General features: G+C 52.1%; 21 protein-coding genes. 12 read left to right on the forward strand and 9 right to left on the reverse strand.

All coding sequences use genetic code 11. From position 1 onward, the window contains the following. Positions 1-143 precede the first annotated feature (143 nt). The 8 genes from EAH78_RS32225 to EAH78_RS31080 all read right to left on the reverse strand — a co-directional run bounded on the left by EAH78_RS32225 (position 144) and on the right by EAH78_RS31080 (position 8,206). Entirely contained in the window at positions 144-314 is a 171-nt protein-coding gene (locus EAH78_RS32225; RefSeq protein WP_161599715.1) for a hypothetical protein, read from the reverse strand. A gap of 224 nt (positions 315-538) precedes the next feature. Then, positions 539-895, reverse strand: coding sequence for a hypothetical protein (locus EAH78_RS31050; protein WP_140672031.1), 357 nt, complete (start codon positions 893-895; stop codon positions 539-541). 193 nt (positions 896-1,088) lie between these two features. Continuing rightward, positions 1,089-3,128: a type I DNA topoisomerase gene (topA, locus tag EAH78_RS31055; RefSeq protein ID WP_140672033.1), complete on the reverse strand. Its 2,040-nt coding sequence runs from the start codon at positions 3,126-3,128 to the stop codon at positions 1,089-1,091. 97 nt (positions 3,129-3,225) lie between these two features. Continuing rightward, positions 3,226-3,810: an AcaB family transcriptional regulator gene (locus tag EAH78_RS31060; protein ID WP_140672035.1), complete on the reverse strand. Its 585-nt coding sequence runs from the start codon at positions 3,808-3,810 to the stop codon at positions 3,226-3,228. Then, a complete protein-coding gene (locus EAH78_RS31065; protein ID WP_140672038.1) occupies positions 3,803-4,252 on the reverse strand; it encodes a hypothetical protein in 450 nt (149 codons plus the stop codon). Before EAH78_RS31065 ends, EAH78_RS31060 begins: the two co-directional genes overlap by 8 nt. Beyond that, positions 4,252-5,226 (reverse strand): ParB/RepB/Spo0J family partition protein, encoded by a 975-nt coding sequence (locus EAH78_RS31070; protein WP_140672040.1) that lies wholly within the window; start codon positions 5,224-5,226, stop codon positions 4,252-4,254. Before EAH78_RS31070 ends, EAH78_RS31065 begins: the two co-directional genes overlap by 1 nt. Then, positions 5,226-6,053: a ParA family protein gene (locus EAH78_RS31075; protein ID WP_140672042.1), complete on the reverse strand. Its 828-nt coding sequence runs from the start codon at positions 6,051-6,053 to the stop codon at positions 5,226-5,228. The genes EAH78_RS31070 and EAH78_RS31075 overlap by 1 nt, the downstream gene beginning before the upstream one ends. Before the next feature lie 2 nt (positions 6,054-6,055). Further along, positions 6,056-8,206, reverse strand: coding sequence for a TraM recognition domain-containing protein (locus tag EAH78_RS31080; RefSeq protein ID WP_140672044.1), 2,151 nt, complete (start codon positions 8,204-8,206; stop codon positions 6,056-6,058). Between the two features lie 1,507 nt (positions 8,207-9,713). Here EAH78_RS31080 and EAH78_RS31085 point away from each other — a divergent pair. The 9 genes from EAH78_RS31085 to EAH78_RS31125 all read left to right on the forward strand — a co-directional run bounded on the left by EAH78_RS31085 (position 9,714) and on the right by EAH78_RS31125 (position 14,823). Then, the gene (locus tag EAH78_RS31085) at positions 9,714-10,481 is read left to right on the forward strand and encodes a hypothetical protein (RefSeq protein ID WP_140672046.1); all 768 of its coding nucleotides are present in this window, start codon (positions 9,714-9,716) and stop codon (positions 10,479-10,481) included. After that, positions 10,478-11,506, forward strand: coding sequence for an ATPase, T2SS/T4P/T4SS family (locus tag EAH78_RS31090; protein WP_140672048.1), 1,029 nt, complete (start codon positions 10,478-10,480; stop codon positions 11,504-11,506). Before EAH78_RS31085 ends, EAH78_RS31090 begins: the two co-directional genes overlap by 4 nt. A gap of 479 nt (positions 11,507-11,985) precedes the next feature. After that, entirely contained in the window at positions 11,986-12,246 is a 261-nt protein-coding gene (locus tag EAH78_RS31095) for a hypothetical protein (RefSeq protein ID WP_140672050.1), read from the forward strand. Between the two features lie 50 nt (positions 12,247-12,296). Continuing rightward, complete coding sequence (locus tag EAH78_RS31100; protein WP_140672052.1) at positions 12,297-12,800, forward strand: hypothetical protein; 504 nt, start codon at positions 12,297-12,299, stop codon at positions 12,798-12,800. A 115-nt stretch (positions 12,801-12,915) separates the two neighbouring features. Further along, on the forward strand, positions 12,916-13,146 hold the full coding sequence (locus EAH78_RS31105; RefSeq protein ID WP_140672054.1) for a hypothetical protein: 231 nt from the start codon (positions 12,916-12,918) through the stop codon (positions 13,144-13,146). A gap of 44 nt (positions 13,147-13,190) precedes the next feature. Beyond that, a complete protein-coding gene (locus EAH78_RS31110) occupies positions 13,191-13,427 on the forward strand; it encodes a hypothetical protein (RefSeq protein WP_140672056.1) in 237 nt (78 codons plus the stop codon). Between the two features lie 302 nt (positions 13,428-13,729). Next, the gene (locus tag EAH78_RS31115; protein ID WP_140672058.1) at positions 13,730-14,149 is read left to right on the forward strand and encodes an antirestriction protein; all 420 of its coding nucleotides are present in this window, start codon (positions 13,730-13,732) and stop codon (positions 14,147-14,149) included. Between the two features lie 77 nt (positions 14,150-14,226). Further along, entirely contained in the window at positions 14,227-14,493 is a 267-nt protein-coding gene (locus EAH78_RS31120; protein WP_140672060.1) for a hypothetical protein, read from the forward strand. An 81-nt stretch (positions 14,494-14,574) separates the two neighbouring features. After that, positions 14,575-14,823 (forward strand): helix-turn-helix transcriptional regulator, encoded by a 249-nt coding sequence (locus EAH78_RS31125; RefSeq protein ID WP_140672062.1) that lies wholly within the window; start codon positions 14,575-14,577, stop codon positions 14,821-14,823. Positions 14,824-15,137: 314 nt separating this feature from the next. On the opposite strand, the gene EAH78_RS31130 is transcribed toward EAH78_RS31125, so the two are convergent. Then, complete coding sequence (locus tag EAH78_RS31130) at positions 15,138-15,392, reverse strand: hypothetical protein (protein ID WP_140672065.1); 255 nt, start codon at positions 15,390-15,392, stop codon at positions 15,138-15,140. Between the two features lie 466 nt (positions 15,393-15,858). Here EAH78_RS31130 and EAH78_RS31135 point away from each other — a divergent pair, with 466 nt between their 5' ends. The 3 genes from EAH78_RS31135 to EAH78_RS31145 are packed head-to-tail and all read left to right on the forward strand — an operon-like array spanning position 15,859 to position 19,629. Further along, positions 15,859-16,176: a hypothetical protein gene (locus EAH78_RS31135; RefSeq protein ID WP_140672067.1), complete on the forward strand. Its 318-nt coding sequence runs from the start codon at positions 15,859-15,861 to the stop codon at positions 16,174-16,176. A gap of 2 nt (positions 16,177-16,178) precedes the next feature. Further along, the gene (locus tag EAH78_RS31140; RefSeq protein ID WP_140672069.1) at positions 16,179-18,761 is read left to right on the forward strand and encodes a VirB4 family type IV secretion system protein; all 2,583 of its coding nucleotides are present in this window, start codon (positions 16,179-16,181) and stop codon (positions 18,759-18,761) included. Positions 18,762-18,765: 4 nt separating this feature from the next. Continuing rightward, a complete protein-coding gene (locus EAH78_RS31145) occupies positions 18,766-19,629 on the forward strand; it encodes a hypothetical protein (RefSeq protein ID WP_140672072.1) in 864 nt (287 codons plus the stop codon). Positions 19,630-19,637: the final 8 nt, after the last annotated feature.

Consider the following 19,637-nt stretch of genomic DNA (forward strand, 5'->3'; position numbering starts at 1 on the left):
CGCCCTTGGTGTTGCTTTGGTCTGCCGTCCAGGGGGCTCCCCCTGGCTGCCAGCGGCAGGGTAAAACTTAAATCGCAGACAAAAAGAAAGGAACCGTTAGGTTCCTTTCGTTATCGAGGCTTATTAGCCTAATGCTTAACGACTTAGAACGGTATGCCGTCTGAGTCAATCTGCAAAGTGCTGAAGTCTAAATCTAACCGTTCGCAAATTTCACGACGGTAAGTTTCTTCATCCATCACAGACCATGCTTCGTTATATTCAAACGCTTGATGAGTTGTACCAACTGCGTCGAATTGGGATACTTGAATTTCCATGATGAAACTCCGTTAACGTTTAGTGGTGAGCATTTCAGTCAGCCGTGTGCTCTATCGCTGACAGGTCAATCTTAGCCTATAGATGAGTGACTTGCAAAAACAAAAAAAGAGGCAATAGGCCTCTTTGTGCTGCTTAGAACATTAGTTCCAAACTTCTTTTACGCGGGCAAAAAAAAACGAGATAGCAAAAGCTATCTCGTCGTGTCAGGCATTAAATATAAGTGTTAGAAAACACGGATATCTAATGTAGACATTTCGTAATGCGCCTGGGTAATTTTAACTGCATCGGTGAAGAGCAGACCGGTAGGAGCATAAAATCGAAAGACCTTAGAATCATCGTCAATAGTACGAATGATGTAGAGGTATTGATTAGTAGAAAAAGCTTGAACTTTTTCGGTTTTAAGCAGATTGGCTTTGACAAACTTCGAGTGGACATGAACAGGGCCAAAAGCGTGAGCTTTAAGGTAGTCCATGTACGCGACTGCATATGGTGATTTACATTCAGCGTGATCACACTGAACACCAATTGCAACATCAAAGGTTTGGCCAACGGTTTGGAAGTCGAGTTCGATACCATTCATGGTATGTGTCCTTGTAAAGTTTAGTAGGAGAGCGTTTCAGTCAACCATGCGCTCTTAAAGTTGACGGGATCATCCTATCGCATAAAGGGGTAGGTGCCAATGCCGACAAGCATAAATCGCAAACAAAAAAAAGCCCTCTTTGAGAGAGGGCAAGTGTCATTGCTATGAGGGGTAAACGACTTACGCAGTCAGTTTAGCTGTCAGCCTCGGCTTTTGCCTTGGGCTTCCTGGGTGCGGTCAGATCGGGCGCCCCGTCCTTTTCCGGGAAACTCAGCTGGCACCCGTCCTTGTGGCCGGAGCAGCCAAAAAAGGACCATCCCCCCTGCCCTTCCTTAACTCGATGAATCAGCGGTTTGCCGCAGCCTGTACAGGCGAACTCGGACAGTACCGGGCCGCTGGGTGTCCCTGGCTTGCCGTCTGCATCTTGAGCCATGTAATCGCAGCCGCTTTCATCCGGGTTGTAGCCACTGCACCCCCACCAGGGCGAAGACTTTTTGTTCTTCGCCGGATTTAGGATCAACCCGCGTGAACATTTAGGGCATGGGAACTCTACCGGAACCTTCGTCTTGAACGCGTCCAGTTCACCAAGCAAGCGTTTATGGACCGCACCCAACAACGTCTTGTAATTGGCCTTGCCGGTGGCAATGCCTTCAAGTTGTTCTTCCAGGATCTTAGTGAAGTCGTAATTCAGGAACTGGAAGTTGTCGCGAAGAACATTCATTAAACGAATGCCACGAAAAGCCATTTTTAGCTGTTTCTTTTTACCAAAGCGCTCAACATAACTTCTGTTGTCGATGATAGTTTCAATAACAGCGCCGTAAGTTGCTGGACGCCCAATCCCCAGTTTTTCCATTTCTTTAATCAAACTGGCTTCGGTATAGCGCGGGCGTGCCTTCGTTTTTGTTTCAACTAACTTGCCGCTGTCGGCATCTAAATAATCATCAACTGTCAGCGTTGGTACTGGGTTGTCTGAATCTTGATCTTCAAGGCTCGCTTCGTCCTCTGGATCTTCAGAACTGTCAAAGGGGGTTAGCTCTTTCCAGCCTTTGTAAATCAGCTTTTTACCACGACCTTCAAAAACGACAGAGGTGTCACCTAATGGGCTCACTGCTTCAAGGCGGGCAACTCGCACAGCAAAGCGCGCATCCTGGAGCTGGCAACCAACCGTTCTCATCCAGATCAAGTTGTATAGCTTGCGCTCGTTCTCGTTCTGACCCGCTGTCGTGGCAGATATGTGCGAAGGTCTGATCGCTTCGTGCGCGCCCTGGGAGTCATCCTTTTGTTTCCAGGTCCGAGCCTGTTCAACAATGGGTAAGCCATTCTCTTTGCCGTAGGCAAAGATTTCATTCAGGGCATCATCTGAAAGCGCGGTGCTGTCGGTTCGCATGTACGAAATTGCGCCCTGCTCGTAGAGCTTTTGGGCAATTTCCATCGTTTGCTTGGGGCCGAAGCCCAGAGCGTTACTGCCAGCAGCTTGCAGCGTGGTGGTTGTAAAAGGCGCAGGCGGCGAACTGGTGGACTCGGTATCGTCGCAACTCAAGACCTTCACGCTTCTAACAGCGGCAACTAGCTCAGCAAAATCTTTGTCGGTCCAATGTTTTTGCCCGTCGAGAAGCGGCTTAGCATCCCAAGCAGCTTTCCAATTGCCAAAGGTCAGCTCTGCGCCGTAGTGATTGAGGCTAGAGTGGCCCGCAATCTCTTTTTCCCTATCGTCCACAAGTCTCACGGCTACGCTCTGAACGCGACCAGTAGAGGCGTTCTTATCGCCCATCGCTTCAGCGATAACCGGGCTCACCATGTAGCCAATGAGCCTATCTGTGATTCGCCGCGCTTCCTGGGCAGCGACTTGCTTTAAATCAATTGCCCGAGGATTCGCCAGGGCTTTTTTCAATGCCGTAGGTGTAATCTCGTTATAAGTAATACGGCGTTCGTCTTTAAGCCCGAGGACTTGTTTTAGATGCCAGGCAATAGCCTCCCCTTCCCTATCCATGTCTGTTGCGAGAATTACACCGTCTTCGCATTCTTGTTGTAAGCGTTTCAATCGAGCTACAACTTCCCGACCTTTCTCGGTATACACATATTCGGGCTTGAAGTCGGGGGCATGGACACCCATACCAGTCTCAGGCAAGTCTCTAATATGGCCCACGCTTGCAGCTACCCGATAACCGCTGCCAAGATACTCTTCGATTATCTTGCCTTTCGACGGTGACTCAACAATTATCAATGTGGTCATTGCGTTCGCCTTTATTTGGGCAAGCCAATACCGTAATCGGCAATTAATGCCGGTATAGCCTGCAAATAAATAAGTGGCTCCGTGGAGCCACCGTGAGTTACTTAGAAGTCAGCGACTTACGCTGTTCGTGATAAAGCTTGATGGTCTGGTTCATGTCGTGCATGAGTTTGCGAAGAGGTTTAACGTAACGATCTTCGCGCTTCTTCCAATCTTTTTTGCTTATCGCGCCTTTGAAGTGAAGCTCTTTCAAACTGGCGACAATCAAATCAGCAATAACAAAGAGGCGGACGAAAGCGTTCACCAGAGGCGTACCCTTCCCTTCCTTAATGGTCAGGGGGTATTCCGTTTGCGCAGGCGTGACAATATCCATTGCCTTGATAAGCGGATCAGTGAGTTCTTCAGTAAGCACGGCGAGGCTTTGTTTCATGTCACCCTCAACCGCTTTGAGGTTTTCACTGAGTACCGGTCTTACTTTTTCTGCCAATGCCTGGGCAATGGCATATTCAGGTTTTGAATTGCTGGCAAAGGCCTCGATTGAAAACAAGCTATCGGCAATGCGCACGCCGCAAATTCTTTTGCTCTCTTCATGCCCTGGGAAATAGTTGGTATCCCATAGAATAATTAAGTACAGGTCATGTACCTTTATTCGCACATCAAACCGTGGTTCATCCTTGTCAGTCATATTCAACTACCTGTATGAGATTCTGTAGCTGCATTACCTGGGCAGCGGCTAATAGCCGAATCTGTGTTTTGAGAAATGCTAATTCGTACCGGTAACCAAGCCCCGGCTCTGCATAATCGTTATTGTTGAATTCAAGCCCTACTTCATAACCCTTGTCCCGGTTGGCCTTAACCAACTCTTTTGCCAGATTCACCCTATCGGGTGATCCTGTCGTTAAGCACCAATGGACAATTACGGCCAGCTTTTCGGCTGGTCCCGGCAGGTTATCTAAACCCGCCGCGACCGCGCATTGCCATTCATTGAATAGCTCAAGTCCTTCGCGGGGGTCTTCAGTGGGGCTACCAGGGCAAAGCGTGGGGCACCACGTTATTTTGAACATGGTGCGTCCCAGCACATCTACCGACTCATAGTCATTGAGGTTAGCCAGACGCACCAGGGCCATTACTCAGCGCCTTCCGTTGAATCTGGTGCCAGAGCCTTGATAGCTGCAATAAGGGCAGCTTGCATGGCTTTAGGGTCCAGGTCTGGCGATACGTCGAGCAGTGCGGCCAGTGCTTTAGCTGCATCGAGTCCAACGGTCAACGATACAAAACTTTCCGATTCGGAAAGTCCTGCATTGTTTGAATCATTCGCATTATCGCCGGTTTGGTTTTTTGCATCTGGATCGCCGCCGCCATTTTCATTAGCCGCTTCAGGGGTCTTGGCACCCTCTTTCGGCGGTTTTGGTTCCTTCGGCGTCAGAGCTTTGATTGCTTGCTGAATTGATTCACCCTTGCCAATGCGTTTTTCGAGCTTGGTCAACTGGTCGTCATCAAGCTTTTTCAGCTCATAGACCAAGTTAACGTCCTGGAACGTGCCCGAGCGCACCAACTCTTTTGCACGGTCACTGAGCTTGTGAATTGCCTTGTACTTGCTCAGTGCTGTTTGGTTTGGCAGACCGTGAACAGCGATAATTTCGTCAGTGGTAAGCCCGAATTCCTTTTCGTCTCGTTGAATAGACATAGCGGTCTGAAACAGGGTCAGACCTTTACGTGCGCCGTTAGAAGCCGTGTGGTCTAGGCGTTGCTCTTTCTTGCTACCGGTACGGACGATGCATGGCAGCATCTGGAGTTCTTCAGGAAGGTTCTCAACCGCACGCCACCGGCATTCACCGTCGATAATATGGAAGTTACCGTGTTCATCCGGCGTGCCAACAAACAGCGGATAACGGATGCCAAAATATCGACCGTCATCAATTTTGATTTGGGCGGATTTGCGAATGGATTGAATGTTCGCAATGGTTTCAGGATTGTCCCAATCGTCGCGGTCCTGCCCTTCCGTTGGAATCACTTTCGAACGGTGAATCAGTGTAATTGCTTCGCCGGTGATTGGATCATTGTCACCGCTACGCAGAAGTTCTTCGATAGTGCCAGCCATTAGATTTTCTCCATCAGTTTCTTGCAAAAGTTTTCAAATTCATAGGATGCATCTTGTGCAGAGTCATCCTTACCGCTGATCCACTTGCCGCTACTGATTGAGGCTTTGATTGGATCGCGTAGGCCAATAACGCCAAGTAGGGCAACGTCGCCATAAGCGCTTACCAGGCTTTCGTAGATCGCTCTGTCACCAAGTGAGTGCGGAACCTTCTTACCCAAGACGCTAACAAGCGTTTTCACGCGATTGATAACGAAGCCACCCCATTGGAGGTTTTTATTCAGACCGCGTTTGACAGGTTTCAAAACCTTCGTCAGCTCTTTCAATGAACCGATTGCGTTATGGTCCAAGTCGATAGGCGAGTAGATCAAATCGGCACAAATCAAAGTTGCCAGCAGCGTGTTGCCATTACCGGCAGGCGTATCAATCAAGATGTAGTCGTAGCTTTCAATGTTCGGCACCTTCATATGAAGGTTGTCTTTCAACGCGGTCACAATCGTCAAATCGTTAGAGCGGTTAATCTCGCTAACGCTCGAATCGCCTTGGATCAAATGAATATTGTCCGAGATAACGCTAACCGTGATCGGTGCTGCTTGTTCATCTTCAGGGTCTTTGAACAAGTGGGTAACGTTACTCAAATGCTCGTAACGTACTTCTGCCCCTTGCAGGTTGTTAGTCAGACTTGCGATGTTGTCCAGGTCGATAAATAAAACCTTCTTGCCCTGGAGACTCAGCCACAGGCCTAAGCCAGTGATGGTCGTTGATTTGCCTACACCACCTTTAGGAGTGCTGACGCCAATAACTTTTGGGAACGGCGCTTCATTAACCATTATTAGATTCCTTCGATATCGTCCAGGGAGGACAGATCCACCGGAGCGGCGGGTTTTGGTTTAGGCGGTCGTGGGCTTGTGATAGCAAGTCCTGCCGCCTCAATTGCTGCCAATTGGTCAGCGGTCAGCTTAGCTTTCCCGGCTGGCTTTTGCGGCACTGGTTCTGGTGTAAATCGTTCGTCTTCATCTGCGGTTGTTTGAGCAAACGGGTCATCAGAAGGCCCGGTAATGTCGTTGGTGTCAATGCTGGAAAAAGGATCATCTTCAGCGCTTGCGAGCGCAGCGAATGGGTCATCCTCTGTGTGATGTTCAAGGCTTGCAAATGGATCATCAGTAGCCGCTACAGACGACGCGAAAGGATCATCCTCAACAACTTCGCTAGTCGGTGTGAGCGCCGCAACTGCGGCTGGAGCGATGATCGCTTGCGGGGTAGGGGGCTTAGCAGCGTTGCGCGGTGGAAGGCCCTTAAACTCCTTAACGTTGATCCAGCAGGTATAGATAATCACGGCTAGATGATTCGGTCGAATAAGCGCGCTCACCCTTGCAGGGAGTGCGAGAAGCTGATTGGTGGTCACGGTTGTTTCTTCTACCTGACCCACTGAACGCTCATCACCCCACACCTCGGCGCCGCCTTTATTGACCTCAACTTTTTCCATCTTCGTGACGGTTTTTTGAGCCTTGCCCGTCATGTTTGCCAGCCATTCCGCCGTTTCATAATCATTGGCGCGATAGGTCAGGGTGATTTGTGTATTGATATCAATACCGCCCTTGATCGAATCAGCGTTAAGCGTTTTGTCTGGAAGGTTCAGCAGGTCGGTTAGTGCTTGATATGCAATCGACATAAACACATTTTTTGAAAGCACAGTCGCCAGAGCGTCTGCCAAGTTCTGAGAAACGATAAAGCGAACTTCGTCTAGCGATATATAGGTGGGATGTTCAAGACGCTTTTTAAGGGCGACTTGCACAACTTCATCGAGCAAAGCAATACACGCCTTTCTAACAATCGTGTCGTTGATGTTTGACCTTACATACACGACAGCGCCAGAGTTAAGAGCTTCGGCAACGTTGAAGCTTTCTTCTACAGTTGCGCGAATAGTATCAAGCTGCATGAACTCACTTACGTTCGATTCGATGCTCCCGTTTTTTGTTTTAACCCAAAGCTGCATTTGTTCGTTAATTTCAGGGTGATTACCCTTCACTAACTTCGCAAGCTGGCCCAGTGTGCCGTCCCATAGAGGCATGAGATAGTCCAGCACTTTACGTTCTTCACGTTTGAAGAAATCCGCGTTTGTGCCGTTATCAGCCATGCCGAAAGTCTTTACAACGCGCTCCCTTCTTTCGCGGCGGGTGCCGCCAATGAAGGGGCCGTAAGAGCCTGGACCAACGCCATTCAAGTCAAGAATAAGCGGGGCAGGGCGACCATGACGTTCACAGCTTTCACGCATAATGTCGTAGATAAAATCATCCGGTTTTTGGTCAACAAACCAAGCCCCCCAACCTTTCCAAATAGCTTGATCCAGTAGCACGCCGAGCATCACACCTTTACCCGTTTGTGACGGGCCAATCACCTTGGCGTGATTCTTTTTGAAAAGGTCGTCAGCCATATAGATAGCTTCGCCCTTGGCATCCAAGCCCAAAAACATTTGGCCTTCAAGGTAGTGATCTTGCGGATTGAAGTCTTTCGCCTTGAGGCTATCCATATCAATGCGGATATCGCTCAGTGCATCACCGCTAGCCTGGACCCGGAATTTACGCAGCCAGCTATTAATTTTAGGGCGTACCCAACGCAGCATAATCATGCGTAAAAACATCGGTGCAGAAAGCACCACCAGAAAGCACCACCACAGGTCTTCAATGGATTTTCTAAACTCGCCATACCAGAGCTGCATAAACTGGGTAGCTCTGTCGCCATCGTAGCCGTAGACGGCATACGCATAGATATACAGACCGACAACCAGTAAAGGCCCGCAGGCGCATAGCAATATCATTGTGCAGCGGCGCACGTAGAGAAACGCAAGATCCATAACCGTTGCGTCATCCGATTCCTTCACTGCACCCGTGACGGCGAGCAAAAGAAGTACGCCGATCAAAACGCAAAACACGGTTGTTAAGCCTGGGTTCGTGTTGAGCAAAATAAAGCGCAGAATTTCCATTTGCTATCCTCTAGCGACTTCCTATAACCCGAGCACCATTGCTTGCTTTCAAAACTTTCCGAATCGGAAAGTTCTTATCCCTTCGCACGTTCTTTCCGATTCGGAAAGAAATCCACCGACTTTCCGAATCGGAAAGTTTCCGGCCTGCCTTGGATCCAACTTTCCGAGCCGGAAAGATTCTACCGACTTTCCGAATCGGAAAGTTACGTTATTACAGATTTCGTGGATTTCTCCCCAAAACCAGTAATGACGTAATGCGCATATCACTGCGCATTATCCTATTGCCTTTCTATTGCATTAGCAATAGTCTAAGCAATAGAAAAGCCAATAGAACGGGGCATAGAAAAAACATGTTTTTTCTACAAATCACAAGCCTTAAAAGCCGCCATCCGATGGATGACATGGGCGTCCTGGCGGACACCCATAGACCTCCGGGGGAGCGCCCCGTCGATCTTTTAGGGTTCCAACTCGCTGCGCGAGCTTCCACCCTCTTTCGCATCCTGCGCCCTGGACGGGCTTGTCTACGAAATTCACCCGCGCGGGCGTCCGGTGAAACCGGACCAACCGCCTTCCTGCCATTGCGCGACGCTTCGGTGCGGTCCTTCGTCCCTTCCTCAGCTGCTTCATGGCGCAAGGCGGTTGGTCCGGTTTCACCGGACGCCCGCGCCGCTTTCGCTAACGGATGCTTCGCACCCTGCCTCCGCCCTGAACGGGCTGCGTCAGGGCAGACCGGGAAAATTGGCCTGGGGGCCATTTCCCCTCACCACCCTCGTGGGCTCGGGTGGCGTCTGTCCTTCTCGCTGTTTAACGCACCTCTCTTCGCTTCGCTCATCGCTGTGCTATTGAAAAGCAGCCAACCCCGTGCCGGGCCTGGCGCCTCCCTTCGGTCGACAGAAGCAGGCGAGCGCTCCCGCGCTGCCCACAGCAAGCAACGACTTTTGGTCGTTTGCCTCAAGCCTTGCCTCCCTTCGGTCGACAGAAGCAGGCGAGCGCTCCCGCGCTGCCCACAGCAAGCAACGACTTTTGGTCGTTTGCCTCAAGCCTGCTTCCCTTCGGTCAGCAGAAGCAGACAGACGCTTTCGCGCTGCCCAGGGCAAGCAACGACTTTTGGTCGTTTGCCTCAAGCGGCCAGCGGCTTTTGGCCGTTGGCGGCGTTTGCAACGCCTAGCCCCTCAGGCGGGGCTAAAGGCCTCGCGGTGTTAGTTCGCCTCTTTCCTGAGCGCATGCTTTGGCCTCGCCCTACCTTCGGTGGGCTGGCCTTGCATGCTTTCAGGAAAGGGCTCGTTCTGCGCTCGGAAGCCGATGCAGTCTCATGCCTTCGCGTTGCCCTACCTTCGGTGGGCTCGCTGGCATGATCCAGCAACGGCTTGTTTCGCTCCGCTGGTTTGACCAGCCTCCGCCCGCCCTTCGACGTGCGTGGCTGGTCTGCCCAGGGGCGAACCAAAAAAACAAAGTCTCCGCGCCTAGCGGCCGGAGCCTTGTGCAATGTAATCGGTGGAGAATGATTTTGGACGAAGGGAAAACCACTAATGCTGTGAGCGGCTGGGGCCGCTCAGCAGCGATAAGCCGGAGCCGGGAAAAGCTCGAGTCGGTAGTTAAATGGCTTGCATGGTTTGACTACTCCGACAGGTCAACCATTGCAGCAATGCTCGGCGTTGATGCGGATGGCCAGCGCGCCTTTTTCAAGCGGCTGGAAGAATCCGGTTTTCTGTTGGTGGAACGTGCGCCTGGGATCGACAGGAAAATCTACAGCCTCGGTGAAGCCGGATTTGAATACGCGCTCATGCTTGCGCCTGAGCTCAATCTGAAGCGGCGGCGCAGGCTGCCTTCGTGGGTGTCAATGATTCACAGTTTTTCGGTTCAAGCGGCAATCATTACTCGCATGCCGGATATCGAAACGCTGCGGCCTGAGAAGACCTTGAAGCACCTTCGTACCGTGCGATTGCCCGACGCAATCTTGACGATGAAGAACGGCACAACCGTCGCCCTTGAGGTCGAGTTGAACCATAAATCGAGCCCCCGGGTTTACAATATTTTTCTCTCGCATCTGAAAAACATTCGCGGCGGTCATTACGACAAGGTGCTGTATCTCTTTCCGAATGCGGGATTATGCAGTCTGTATCAGGAGAAATACGACCAGCCAATTTGGCCGATCTATCGGCTACTCCCAGAAACAACACGATTGATCCAGGACAAAGACCGGAGCTTTACAGCTAGCCCTGTGCATGAAAGCAAACTGATGCAATTTCAAGTCGAGGTCATGTACACGCTATGAGCTATGAAGATACCGTTTTCGGGCTTGTGCCCGTCAAAGAAGCTGGAAGCTGGGAATTGCTTGAGCATTTCCTTAAACCGGTTCTGCCTCATTTCAATAACCCATTGGTCACTGAGATTTGCGTTAACCGATATGACGAAATGTACGTTGAAATAAACAACGTACTTGAGCGAGTGGATAGCGGTTTTGCCTCAGAGCAAAAGCTTGTCGAATTCATTCGTCAGCTGGGGATTGTTCTGAAACAGCCGGTCGGCCCTGACAACCCTGAGCTTGATGCCCGTTTTCCAAACGGAGCGCGGATAAGCTGCACCCTGTCTTTAATGACACCTGCCGGGGCAACATTTAGCCTTCGCTGCAAGCCAGCGAAAGCCTTCACCATGGCCGAGCTGGTCGGGTTGGGTGCGCTGACAAGTGAAATGGCCGACTACATCGCAGGGCGTGTTCGTGGTGCCGCGACAATGCTTGTCACCGGCAATACCGGTAGTGGGAAAACTGCGATGTTGCGGGCTTGTGGCGGGTTCATCGACAAGTGTGAACGGTTGTGTACGGCAGAAGATACCCTTGAGCTGGGTATGCGCGAAATGCTGCCAAATGTCGTGGCGTTTGAGGCTCCTTACAGGGAGCCAAAACCGGGCGTGCGGGTTATCAACTTGGCGTCATGTATCCGCAAATTCCTACGGTATCGACCAGACCGCGGCTGGGTAGGTGAAATTCGTGATGCTGCTGCGTGTGACGCATTTTTTCAGTTCATCTACACCGGGCATAGAGGGTCTGCTGCTTCGCTGCACACGAACGGGCCTGACGACACCGTACCTCGATTGCAGTACCTCATGTCGTCGGCGGGCCTTATCAGTTACGACCTTGCCGGCAGGATGATCCTGGGCGTTCTCGATCTGATGATTCATTGCTCGCGGGATCCGCGTTACGGTCGGAAAGTCACGGATATTGTCGAAGTGCGCAACGGCGAGCTGCATCCGATCTTTGTGTATGACGTAGAAGCGGGTAAGCATCGCCGGGTTGAGTGACGCCGCTGGCAGCCAGGGGGAGCCCCCTGGACGGCAGACCCAAGCAACACCAAGGGCGCTGCCCTTGTGATCCCGCTCTTGCCGCCGAGGGCTCAGGTGCGCGGGGTGGTGAAGCAACCCCACACACCCGAGCGGAGGCTTGGGGCACTGCGCACCGTCAAGCAGAATGCGCCTGCGGCGGGGCCCCCGCCATTCAACTTGACCGCGCTTCGTTCAACGGCCTGGAGCCTGGGGAGGGGGGAGGGTGACTGGTCGCCCAAGCCGGGGCCAGCCAGCAAGCCAGCGGCCCGGTAGGCACTTGCTATCATTTTTCGATGGCCAGCTGCGGCACCAGGTCGAGTATTGATAGCAAAAAACCCCACTTTTGCCGTCATTCGATCGGCAGTTTGATAGCAATTATCTGTACAAATAGGATCAAAGATCCTATAATGATTGCGTAAACCGGGCGAATTGCTCGGTTCTAGCCGGAGAATTCCGACATGACCGCAACAGACAAAACCCTCCCTGCCGAATCCCTCTTTCCACTTCCCGAAACATGGACGGGCAATCTATGGATTCGCGGCTGCATCGAACAACCGGGCAGCGTCACAGAAGCTGATGATTCCGAAGCCGAGTTTTTCGGTGTGTACGCACAAGACGCCGAAGGGCTGCATATGTGGGTTGAGGATTGCGACACCCGCGAGCAGGCCGAGGATTTGGCTAAGTACCTCAAGTCTCAGTTTGCGTTGAGCTTCGCTTAACACCTTTCGCCCGGTTCGCCGGGCCTCTACCTCTCGTTAGGGAATTAAGTATGAAGCTCATCGACAATTGCAAAAAAACTCAGGCTGCTGGCATCGTCATCAAAAAAATGAAGCATATGCAAGGCTTGGATGGCTGGATTTGGTCCTGTGACGTGCATCTAAATCGGGTCAGGATTGGCAGTGTGTTTGATGATGGAAACGGCGGTTGTCTCAGCGTCGATATCAGCGCTACCGATCAGGCAAAGTTGGTCGCAGCCCTGAAGGGCGTTGACTACCCTTTGGGGTTGACTTTCGTGGGTGAAGACTTTGTTGAGCCAGACACCGATTATGGGTACATCGAGTGGGTTCTACCGACGATTGCTGACGAGCTTGAAAGCCTCAAAAAATTGCAGCGTGCAGCCAAAACCAAAACCCTTTACCAGCTGCATGACGACAAAGAAGGTGAGCATTGGGTGATTAAACAGGTCTACTCGACGGCCTTAGTTGCAGCGCTCCAGAAGAAGCACGGAAGCAACTTGAAGGAGGTTTTGAACGAGGCTATCGCAGGGCTTTAAGTAGCCCGGCCCGCCAGTCAGGCGGGCCATTGGCCCCGGCCAGATCAAAGGAACACCAAGGGCGCTGCCTTGCCCTAAACTGGAAAAACCTTTCCCCCTGAAAGGAGTCCCGATCATGAACAAGCCCCGACCCGAGGTTGATGCCGAAGTGTTCTGGCTGCGCCTGGAAGACTCCATCCTCAAGCTGCGCCAGAAGATGATGCTCAGCGCCGCGCCCGACCGCCAAGTGTTTTACGGCATGGCCCTCGGGATGCTCTCAGCTCTGCGACAGGCCGAGCTGATCAGCGAAGCCGATTTCATCCGGCGCAGCGATGAGATCGCAGCCGAGCTGGGTGCCGAAGGATAGCCCGCTGATACCGACATTTCCCCCGAACAGAAAGGAACCCCGGCATGCCTATGATCGACAGTACGAGGTTCAAAGCTCAGCTCGATGCGGTGCACTCCGCACGGTTGGCGTATGAAGCGGCCGAGGAACGGCTTGGGTTGGCGACCCTGAACGATCCGCCGACAGTGTCCGAGCTTGTGCTTAACCAACTAATAGAACGCCACCAAGAGGCCTATTCAGCCTATGCCATGCGGGCGGTTGCGTTGAGCAAGCTATTGGTGCAGTTGGTCGACGAGGCATGACCTCAAGCTGGGACGGGGGAGGGTGACTGGTCGCCCAGGCCGGGGCCAGCCAGCAAGCCAACGGCGCGGTAGGCACTTGCTATCATTTTTCGGTGGCCAGCTGCTGCACTAGGTCGAGAAGTGATAGCAGTTTTCGCCCTGGGCGCGGATCCTCGATCTTCGGATTGATAGCAGAAAGGCCGATCGGCGCCGGCGCTCGATCGGCAAATTGATAGCAAAACAGCTGTACAGCTAGGATCAATGATCCTATAATGATTGCGTAAGCCGGGCGAATTGCTCAGCTCCAGCCGGAGAATTCCGACATGACCGCAACAAAGAAAACCACCCCCGTTGTCACCGCCAGTCTTGTGCCCGAGCATCGGCGCATGTGCTGCGTGTTTCGTTACTTTGGCCGCTTCTCGGTCGAGGTGGAGCAGTACACCCAAGCCACCATGCGCGAGTCGTGCGAAGCCTACACAGGCGGCGTATGGGACTACTACGAGCTGTCCAATGGCGGGTTTTACATGGCACCTAACGGAGCCGAAACCTACAGCGTTTCCCGTACCAACTACTTTGAGGGTGAGCTTAGCGCCGAAGCAGTAGGGATCATGACCACCCTGGCGGGGCTCATGATCACGTGGGGCCGGTACGAGGTAGACATGCTGGGCTTGCGTTATGAAAGCCTTATTGACTACGCACGAAGCCATGCGGAATGGTCTTTGATTCGCGCAGCCCTGGACTAATAACCGCACCCTGGCATTAGTCAGGGTCATTCATCCAGCCTGGGCGAATGCCCAGGCGCTACCCGGAGAATTCCGTCATGACCGCAACAACAGCCCACGCGATCCGCAAGCCACAAACGAACCTAAGCGTAGTCACCGATATTATGGAATATTCGCGCTTTGGCGCGTTGTCCCAGGCGTTTGTCATGGCCGCGCTGGAGAGCTACAGCGAGCAGGTAATTGCAACACCAGACGAGCAGGTATCTAACGGGTTACTTCCTGCAGGAGTCTGGAAGGGCATTGCTGAAGAAACACTTCAGAAGCTGGAGGCGACTGGGTATCGTCCCGTAGAGTCCAAGACGTAGCGGTATGAGAGGCCCAGCGCTTAGCGCTGGGTCATTGCGCTGACAGGCTCAGCAATCAATGTGTGCATGCCTGGAGAGCGTATGAGTGAGAGTAAACCGAACGGCGTGCGCGCCGAGTGTATGAACGACGCGCCGAGTTGGCAGCCGCCATCCAGTGACGAGCTACGCAGTCTGATCGATTCCATGGGGCTATCGCCGCGTGAAGTAGGCGCGTTCCTGGGGGTATCGCGCAAAGCGGTCAACCGTTGGACCGTGGGCCAGGAATCCATTCCTTTTGCTGACTGGGTGCTTCTATGTCGGCGGGCAGGGTGGGGGTTTTCGGCTTATTGAAGTAGCGGCCAAATGCCACTACTTGCGTTAATTTTGGGGTTTTATTGCGCAATACTGGCGTTTTGAACTCCATGCAGCGAAAAGCTGTAAAATTTTGGATCCACAACGGAACGGACTTGTTACATGAGAGTCACACATGCGGCTCAGTAGAGTTGCGGATGTGTACATTCGCGTTTGTGAACACGGAGGTTCGTGGTTAGAAGTTAAGAGCTCTGTGAAAAGGTCGCCTTTTTGACGCAAAAAGTGTTGGCCTGAACCGTTTAAGCGGGTAATTTCGCGCATTCTTTTCGATAGATGCCCATAGCGGCATCAAGTTAAACCTCCGTGCGATCCTTCAGGATCCGGCGCATTTCTACCTTGAAACTCTCGTAATCACGGGCATTTTCGGGACGAAACAAAGCGCCGTTCTCAAGTGCGATTTCAAGCAAAGCCCTTATGACCATCGACCGCGATGGTCTGCCGAAAAATTCTTCGGCCTTTAGGGGCTCCACAAATCTAATTTCAATGCTTTCCAGCACCTTGCCTGGAAGCGTGATGTTGGTCGGGACGGTCTTAATGGCTTTGGTCATTTGGTCGCCCCGGCAGGCAAAGGCATTGCCTCTGCATTCGATATGTGTATATATATGCGCATAACGTTGTGCATTTCTTTATAGGGAGTTGTAAATAAATGGGCGAGCATAGAAACCCGGACCTAGAAAATAAAGCGGTATTTACATCCCGCTCTATGAAGTTCGGCATCCCCACGCGCGTTTTCGTTGCGATTGTGGTTGTGGTTGCCTTCAGCTCCTTCGTTTGCTGGTCATACCTTCCAAAGCTCATCGGGATCCCGGTCAGCATCGTTCTAGCCCTTGTGATCTTCATTCCGGCCTACCTCGCTCACAAGGTAGACCCGGACGCTTACGTCCTTTGGATCAGAAGCCTATGGGCGGATTCCCGCCTTACCACGCTCAGAAGCCATAAGCGTCCCATGCTCGTTCTCGTTCCCGGCCCTGGGGGCGAATACATCGCACAACCCACCTCAACAGGATCCACCCGATGAAAAACCGTTACTTGTCACTCCTGGCGCTGTTCGGCGCGGCCACTGCAAAAGCAGCGGATAACAACGTTGATATTGGCGCTGATAGCGACGGCCCGTTTCAGTTGGTCGGTGACCTACTGCAACAGGTAGTCGATTTCGGCGGGGGCCCTGCCGTTACCTTCGTCGTATTCATTTCAAGCGTAGCCGCTGTGGGCCTTTGGATGATGGTTCCGAAGGAAGCTTCTAAAGCCGTGGGTTGGTTTTTCCGCGTGTGCATCGGCGCAATCCTGATTCTGAACATCGCGCTTCTTATCACTTGGTGGAAAGGCATCTAAACATGGCGAACCAGGGCAGTCCTATCAACAAGGCGCTTTATCCAGCTGGTCTGTGGGATAACTTCATCCTGTCCCACGTAGGCACGCTGATAGGTGCGTTAGAGCTCTCTGGTGTCGATCCACAGGGCTACAGCGCAGCGGACCTTGCCAGCGCAACCACGGTGATGCGCAACCTTGTTCAATCGCAACACCCGGCCACGTCGTTGACCCAGTATTACTGGCACTACGAGGGGGCCAAGGTCGCGCTCAAGGAAAGGTCCAACCCGCGTAGCCGCATGCTTTCTGAGCGCCGCGAGCAGTTTTTGAACGAAAGCAGAACCCTTTGCACCAGTCGCCTGTTTTGGATGCTGGATGTTCCTACAGAGGCGAATCTGAATAAGCTCATGTCTGCCTCGGCGCTCAAGATGATTTTTTCTGCGCCTTTCGAGCCATCTGCACGCGCAGCACTCAAAGCGCGCATCAGTCACTGGGGATCTTGGCTAGTAGAGCGGAGCGAGCTGCGTCGTCAGGTCGATCTATTGGAAAGCGCGCTGGACGATTTGAACGTTCGGTTGCAGGTCATTTCCCCTACAAACAAGGTCCAATCTCCTGAACAGCTTTGGGCGCTGTGCAGAGCAGCGGTCAACCTTCGACCGGAGTACCTGGACACCGCACAGACCGAAGCAATCCCATCTGATGATTGGGACCGTCTACTAGCAGACGGCGACATTAGCGCGGTCAATATTGACGGCGTGGACATGCTGAAAATAGAGGGGCCTGAGCCCGTCTATGCACGTATCGCGTCCGTGATTGGCTACGGTGCCAGACAGACCCCTTACGGCATGTGGGGTGCTGGTGAAACAAGCCCAATCATGCAGAAGGGCAACTACCTAGTAGTCGCTCGCGCTCGGCCTATGTCGTCGCTGGACAAAGGCATGATGCTCAAGGGCAAGTCCGATGAGCTATCACGCAGCCAGATCAAAATCACCCAATTGCTGAAGGGTGAGGACGTGACCGGCGAGATTGAAAAGAAGATCAATGACAGCCCGATTCTGAAGAAAAAGCTGATGGAGCTTGAGGACGCGGCCAACTCCCCGGATCGGTCCTACTACTACCATTCGCATGTCATCGTTTTCGAGAAGGATGCAACGAAGCTCAAAGCGGCTTGCCGCCAGATGCACACGGCCCTGACTCAAAGTGATTTCAATGTGGTGTGGGAGTCGGTTGGAATGGCCGACCTGTTTCCTATGTTGCTCCCGGCTTATCCGAAGCGCTGTTTCCGTAGCGTCGAGTTCACATCCTCCCAGGTAGGTGCTTGCTCGCTGGGTTTCAGAGCCCACAACGGTATTCCGACTTGGGGCGACCATCAGGAAGAAGCCGTATACATCTTGGAGAACGAGGACGGAACACCGTTTTACTACAGCCCATATATCGGTGATAAGGCGCTGACTCTGGCCGTTGGCCCGAGCCGTTCGGGCAAGTCGTTTACAAAGAACATCATTGCAGGCCACTTCCTGAAATTCGGTTCTACAACGGCGGCGGATCCTCATAGCGTGACCGCTGCGCTGGCGTCCCTGTACCACTCTGTTGATGTTGATCCAGGTACAGAAGGCGTTGCCAAATTTTTTGGTGATGAAGGTGGGATTTTCCGAATCGAGGATCCTGCAACAGATCGTGGTTTCAGCCTGTTTTGCAGCTCGCGTGGGCAAAACGACAGTGATTTCGTACACCACGCGCTTTCGCAAATTCGCATCATGCTCAGCCTGAACGACAGTAAAGAACTTCAGATGTTGTTGCCGCACGAACAGATTGAACTTGACGCTGCGATTGTGTCGGTCCAGTCGGACGATATGCCGGTGAACCTGAAAACCATGTCCACTTTGTACGACATGGTAGGCGAATCCCTAAAGCTGAAGCTTCAGCGTTGGGTTAGAAAAACCAGCGGCATGTATGAAAACCTTTTCGACAACGTTGAAGACGGTATCGGCAACCTGACCAAGCGTATCGCCGTTTACAACTTGGCCGGAGTAAAGGACAAGCCCGCGCTTGCCCAGTTGGTCACGAACGAGATTTTCTTTCGTGTATCGCGACTATTTGAGGACCGCGCTTATCGCAGCGTTCCTAAAATGATGTCGATTGACGAGGCTCAATACTTCTTCAGTATCCCTGGCGCTGTCGAACTCGCCGTTGCAAAAGCACGGACATGGTTCAAGCACAACGGCGGCATGGAATTCTGGACCCAGGATGTTGACCACTTTGGCAACATTCCAGGTTGGAACACTTTGCGTTCATCCGCTTCAACATGGTTGTTCATGGCAGACCAAGCTATGAACAAAGAATCCTATCAGCGGGTTTTCCCGGACCTTACAGACGGGGAGTGTGCCGCTATCGCACGCCTGAAGCCCCGTCAGCAGTTCTACATAATTCAACGCGAGGCAGGAATCTCCAAAGTGGTAAACGTGTTTACCGCGCCGGAAGAATACGTGTTGGCTACCAGTCGCCCAAGTGAGGCCATCATTGTTCGTGAAATGCTTGATCGTTATTCAGATATTGATGAAGCAACCTCTGAAATGGTTAAGCGCATATTCCCAAAGAAAGGAAACTAGGAAAATGAAGCCAACTATGAAGTTTCGTTTAAAAAAATTGTGCGCTGCCATTGTCATTGCAGTTACTGCAATGGGGCCAGCATATGCACCCGCGAGCGGGTTTCCCGTGGTCGATATCGCGTCTATTGCCCAGGCGGTAGCTGATTACTCCAACCAGCTGTTGCAGTACACAGAGCAGATGCAGCAAACAATCCTTGAGCAGAGTCAGCTGGCCCAGCTTATTGCAACGTATGAACAAACCATGACCAGTTACTACCACATGCTTTCACAAATGCAGGGGTTGCAGCGTTTGATAAGTAAACGCGACTACATGGCGATCATGAGTAAGTTTTCAAACGTCGTTGATATGTACCCTGGTAACACGCCAAATTTCCAGTCCAAGGAATGGATTGCCAAAGGTAAAGACCTTTCCAGGATGTATAACCGGGTAGCAGATGCCCGCGACCTGGAAACCGCAATCAGGGCAATTCCTTTTGATGGCAAGTCCGCAGAACTTCAGGAAACGGCAGCCGCGCAAGCTAATACGATGGATCAAATGGCAGTGGGGCAGAGCCTGTTTTCTGAATCGATGAATGACGAACTCCTTACAAACGTAGAGCGTGCAGGAGAAGTAGCCGATAAACGTAGATCGTTAGGCCCTGAAGATCATTTGGCGACATTGCAACTGATGGCAGAGCAAAACGAACTGACTATTGAGTCGGATCAACAAGCTAACGCTATTGCCAACGCTCAGCTCCAATACTCGAACCAACTGCCCGCGCACTTTTTTGCGCGGCAGAATCTAGCGCGTCAAGCAACATTGGAGTCAACCAAGGAACAACTCAGCACTGAGATTGTTATTGATAACTCCAAGCTATCTGATTACTAAGGAGTAAA

Origin of the sequence: Pseudomonas arsenicoxydans, assembly GCF_006438915.1 — a bacterium.
Classification (GTDB): Bacteria; Pseudomonadota; Gammaproteobacteria; order Pseudomonadales; family Pseudomonadaceae; genus Aquipseudomonas; species Aquipseudomonas arsenicoxydans_A.

Coding starts and splice junctions, on each gene's coding strand:
- EAH78_RS32225 (WP_161599715.1), bottom strand. CDS start 314: ATGGAAATTCAAGTATCCCAATTCGACGCAGTTGGTACAACTCATCAA.
- EAH78_RS31050 (WP_140672031.1), bottom strand. CDS start 895: ATGAATGGTATCGAACTCGACTTCCAAACCGTTGGCCAAACCTTTGAT.
- topA (WP_140672033.1), bottom strand. CDS start 3,128: ATGACCACATTGATAATTGTTGAGTCACCGTCGAAAGGCAAGATAATC.
- EAH78_RS31060 (WP_140672035.1), bottom strand. CDS start 3,810: ATGACTGACAAGGATGAACCACGGTTTGATGTGCGAATAAAGGTACAT.
- EAH78_RS31065 (WP_140672038.1), bottom strand. CDS start 4,252: ATGGCCCTGGTGCGTCTGGCTAACCTCAATGACTATGAGTCGGTAGAT.
- EAH78_RS31070 (WP_140672040.1), bottom strand. CDS start 5,226: ATGGCTGGCACTATCGAAGAACTTCTGCGTAGCGGTGACAATGATCCA.
- EAH78_RS31075 (WP_140672042.1), bottom strand. CDS start 6,053: ATGGTTAATGAAGCGCCGTTCCCAAAAGTTATTGGCGTCAGCACTCCT.
- EAH78_RS31080 (WP_140672044.1), bottom strand. CDS start 8,206: ATGGAAATTCTGCGCTTTATTTTGCTCAACACGAACCCAGGCTTAACA.
- EAH78_RS31090 (WP_140672048.1), top strand. CDS start 10,478: ATGAGCTATGAAGATACCGTTTTCGGGCTTGTGCCCGTCAAAGAAGCT.
- EAH78_RS31095 (WP_140672050.1), top strand. CDS start 11,986: ATGACCGCAACAGACAAAACCCTCCCTGCCGAATCCCTCTTTCCACTT.
- EAH78_RS31100 (WP_140672052.1), top strand. CDS start 12,297: ATGAAGCTCATCGACAATTGCAAAAAAACTCAGGCTGCTGGCATCGTC.
- EAH78_RS31105 (WP_140672054.1), top strand. CDS start 12,916: ATGAACAAGCCCCGACCCGAGGTTGATGCCGAAGTGTTCTGGCTGCGC.
- EAH78_RS31110 (WP_140672056.1), top strand. CDS start 13,191: ATGCCTATGATCGACAGTACGAGGTTCAAAGCTCAGCTCGATGCGGTG.
- EAH78_RS31115 (WP_140672058.1), top strand. CDS start 13,730: ATGACCGCAACAAAGAAAACCACCCCCGTTGTCACCGCCAGTCTTGTG.
- EAH78_RS31120 (WP_140672060.1), top strand. CDS start 14,227: ATGACCGCAACAACAGCCCACGCGATCCGCAAGCCACAAACGAACCTA.
- EAH78_RS31125 (WP_140672062.1), top strand. CDS start 14,575: ATGAGTGAGAGTAAACCGAACGGCGTGCGCGCCGAGTGTATGAACGAC.
- EAH78_RS31130 (WP_140672065.1), bottom strand. CDS start 15,392: ATGACCAAAGCCATTAAGACCGTCCCGACCAACATCACGCTTCCAGGC.
- EAH78_RS31135 (WP_140672067.1), top strand. CDS start 15,859: ATGAAAAACCGTTACTTGTCACTCCTGGCGCTGTTCGGCGCGGCCACT.
- EAH78_RS31140 (WP_140672069.1), top strand. CDS start 16,179: ATGGCGAACCAGGGCAGTCCTATCAACAAGGCGCTTTATCCAGCTGGT.
- EAH78_RS31145 (WP_140672072.1), top strand. CDS start 18,766: ATGAAGCCAACTATGAAGTTTCGTTTAAAAAAATTGTGCGCTGCCATT.